The 3,675-nt window shown below is 56.0% G+C and carries 4 protein-coding genes; 3 read left to right on the top strand and 1 reads right to left on the bottom strand.

All coding sequences use genetic code 11. The features are described 5' to 3' along the window. From PFH44_RS25905 to PFH44_RS25895, 3 genes are all read left to right on the top strand, one after another. A partial coding sequence (locus tag PFH44_RS25905) for an ABC transporter permease (protein WP_283826605.1) occupies window positions 1-751 on the top strand: 751 nt, incomplete at its 5' end. 79 nt (window positions 752-830) lie between these two features. Next, on the top strand, window positions 831-1,676 hold the full coding sequence (gene nhoA, locus PFH44_RS25900; RefSeq protein ID WP_283826604.1) for an N-hydroxyarylamine O-acetyltransferase: 846 nt from the start codon (window positions 831-833) through the stop codon (window positions 1,674-1,676). Between the two features lie 632 nt (window positions 1,677-2,308). Beyond that, complete coding sequence (locus PFH44_RS25895) at window positions 2,309-3,109, top strand: M15 family metallopeptidase domain-containing protein (protein WP_283826603.1); 801 nt, start codon at window positions 2,309-2,311, stop codon at window positions 3,107-3,109. Between the two features lie 110 nt (window positions 3,110-3,219). Here the strand turns inward: PFH44_RS25895 and narI are convergent. Then, window positions 3,220-3,675, bottom strand: a 456-nt coding sequence (narI, locus tag PFH44_RS25890; protein ID WP_283826602.1) for a respiratory nitrate reductase subunit gamma, incomplete at its 5' end; no start/stop codon positions are given.

The following is a 3,675-nucleotide window of genomic DNA, read 5'->3' as shown; positions in this document are numbered from 1 at the left end:
CGGACTGGCGGTGGTGCTGCCGGTGGCATCGACGGTGGTGACCAGCCTGATGGGCACGCTGTCGGGCGGGATCGGCGCGGATAATTTTACCTTTAACCACTTTATTGCGCTGTTTAACCAGCAGGGCGATGCGCTTTCGGCGCTGGGGACCAGCCTTTCGCTGGCGCTGGCCTCGGCGCTGATTGTTGGCCTGCTGGGGCTGGTGGCGGCGTGGCTGGTGCTGATCCAAAAAATCCGCGGCAGCGCGATAATCGATGCGCTGTCGCTGATGCCGGCGGCGCTGCCCGGCGTGGTGGTTGGGGTGGGGCTGATTCTGCTGTGGAACCGCCCGTTCTGGCCGGTTTCGCCGTATAACACCTGGTTTATGCTGCTGCTCTCCTACTGCTGCCTGCTGCTGCCGTGGCCGGTGCGCTACGTGGGCAGCGCCCTGCGCCAGCTCGGTAATAATCTGGAGCCGGCGGCCAGGGTGCACGGCGCTTCGCCGCTGCAGGCGCTGCGCCTGATCGTCCTGCCGCTGGTGTTTCCGGCGCTGCTGGCGGCGATGCTGATGGTGTTTGCGGTCGCCTCGCGCGAGCTGGTGACCTCCCTGCTGCTGGCTCCGGCGGGCACCCAGACCGTAGCGGTGTTTATCTGGCGTCAGTTTGAGCAGGGTTCGGCGGGACAGGGCATGGCGATGGCGACGCTGACCCTGCTGACCGGCCTGACGCTGATGCTGAGCGCCCTGGCGCTGATGCAGCGCAGCGCGCGCTGAGCCTCAGGATCGCACAAAAATACCGGTGAGGCGGGAAAAATACGCTATAAATGACGCACACCGAATGCTGGAGACATTGATGAGCCCATTTTTACGCGCCTATTTTTCTCGTCTGGGCTGGACGGGAACCCCTGATGCCTCGATTAACACCCTGCGGTCGTTGCATATCCACCACAACAGCGCGATCCCGTTTGAGAACCTCGACGTTCTGCTGCCGCGGGAGATCCATCTTGACGATCGGTCGCTGGAGGACAAGCTGATTAACGCCCGCCGCGGCGGCTACTGCTTCGAGCAGAACGGCCTGCTCGAGCGGGCGTTGAGCGAGATTGGCTTCTCGGTACGCAGCCTGCTGGGGCGCGTGGTGCTGGCGAATCCGCCGCAGATGCCGCCGCGAACCCACCGCCTGCTGCTGGTTGAGGTGGAGGGCGAGCGCTGGATTGCCGACGTCGGCTTCGGCGGGCAAACGCTGACGGCGCCTATCAGGCTGCTGGCGGACGTTGAGCAGCAGACCCCGCACGGGGTTTACCGCCTGCTGCACGAAGGCGAGCGCTGGACGCTGCAGTTCAGCCATCACGAGCACTGGCAGTCGATGTATCATTTCGATTTAGGCTGTCAGTTTGCCGCCGACTACGTGATGGGTAATTTCTGGTCCGCCCACTGGCCGCAGTCGCATTTTCGCCACCATCTGCTGATGTGCCGCCACCTGGCTGACGGCGGGAAGATGACCTTAACCAACTTCCACTTTACCCACTGGGATAGCAGCCGGGTGGTGGAGAAGGTTGATTTGCCCGACGTGGCGGCGCTGTATGAAACGCTGCAAACGCGATTTGGCCTCGGGGTAAATGACGCGAAGCACGGCTTTAGCGAGGCGGACCTCGCGGCGGTGATGGCGGCATTCGACACCCATCCGGAGGCGGGTAAATAGCGACGCCGTTTAAGCGCCGGCATCGCTGCCGGCGCTTAACGCGGAATGGGTGAAGGTCGGTCTGGCGAACTACTTGGAATCTGGAGGTGAAGCGCGGTTTTTCTACATAGCCTTTGACGAGGTTTTGCTCAACGACGATGAAATACAAAAGGCTAAGCCGTCCCTTGAACCGGGCCATTCAGCGCTTTCAGACTATTCATACTGTCGACATCAACGGTAAATTGCCCACGATTCATTGCTGAATAGATATGACATCAGCGGAATTTTTTGCGACAAAATGATTAGTTATGAAAGGTATTTCTCCGGAGAGTATCACCGAGCGCCGAAGGCATCCAAAGTTTTTATTAATTATCGATGGCCGTGAAATGTGAAATTTATATGGCCGTCGAAAAATCAATAACCTGTTGAATTTTAAATCATTATTGTTTTTATTTTTCGGATTGTGTTTTTAGCGATTTGTGCCATTATTCCATAGAAAAAATAGCGGTGAGTTAATTTATTATGATGCTATTTAAAATATCTCATCTTGGATATAACACGCTGATTTTTTCATAACATTTATTTCCATGCCGGCTGATGGTCGTAGCTTTGTGGCGGCGGCCAACAATATTGCTATTGATAGGGGGAATAAAATGCACACACCTCTGGTTTCGGTAGTCATTGAATCCATTTATAAAAATAAGTCCGGGGCGACTGTCATGCTGCCCGACTACATGGCAAAAGCGACGCCAGATATGGCGGGAGCTATTTACGCGCTGGCGTCTGAGGTTGCTAGCCTGGGCGGGAAACTTGTCCTAAGCGATCTCTTTCGCTCCCATGATATGCAGCTCCAGGCGCATTTAGATTACATTAACGGCAAAAAAAAGGCCTATAGTCCGCCTCCCGGCGGGAGTTTTCATGAGGCCGGTAGGGCAATGGATATTGAGCTGGGAAAAACAGGAATGCCGCTGGCTAATTTTTGGTCGCTGGCTAAAAAATATAATATTGTGCCCATTATTTCCTCACCGGATATGCATAAAAACGAAGCATGGCATTTTGAATGCCGAGGGAGTCATCAGACCGTTATTAATTATTATCAGAATAAGTTCGGAAATAATTTCCCTGACCCTTATATGGCCGGCGCGGCTTCGGCCATTTTAGCCGCGAATATTCCGGTCGATTTTTTTGGTGGTCAGCAGAAGGAGGCCCAACTGCAGGCGCTACTGATTCGTTTAGGCGAGAATATAGGCAATATTGATGGCATTATTGGCGGGAAAACGCAGGCTGTGCTCACCGGACTTAAATTGAACGGAGCAAGCTTAAGCGATACGCTGAACGCGGTGGAGAATCTGGCGCAACAAACTTTCCCCGAGGAGTATTCCACTCTCTACCCAACGCAACCCCAGCCGCTATTCTTCGACTCTAAAATTCCGCAACATCTCTCCTGGCAATAAAATTGCGGATATCGATTGATCGATACCTGCAGCTATCGGGTCTGAGAAAGGATGGTCTGTTGAATGCGGTTTGCGAACAACAGACCATTTGCCTGTAAAAGGGTAAGGGTTCAGCGCCTTGAGCGTACCACCTGGTAGCGGCGGGTCAGGTACTCGACCGGCGCGCTCCAGACGTGGACCAGCCGGGTGAACGGGAATATCAGGAAGATAGTCATCCCCAGCACCAGATGGACGCGGTAGATAATCGCCACGCCGTCAAGATGCGCCGAAGCGCCGGCGTGGAAGGTCACCACCGCCTGCGCCCAGTCCACCAGCTTGAGCATCTCGCTGCCGTCCGGGTGTCGGGCGGAGAAGGGGATCGTCGTCAGGCCAAGAATGCACTGAATCAGCAGGATGCTGAGGATCAGAATATCCGCCGTCGACGAGGTCGCGCGAATGCGCGGGTTGGTCAGGCGGCGGACCAGCAGGCCCGCGCCGCCGATCAGCGTCAGCACGCCGCAGGCGCCGCCGAGGATCATCGCCATCAGCTGCTTTTGCGACATCGGCAGGAACCCCGAGTAGACCCA

Origin of the sequence: Klebsiella sp. Ech2A, assembly GCF_030078455.1 — a bacterium.
Taxonomy (GTDB): domain Bacteria; phylum Pseudomonadota; class Gammaproteobacteria; order Enterobacterales; family Enterobacteriaceae; genus Klebsiella; species Klebsiella terrigena.
This window is presented reverse-complemented; position numbering and strand designations above follow the sequence as displayed.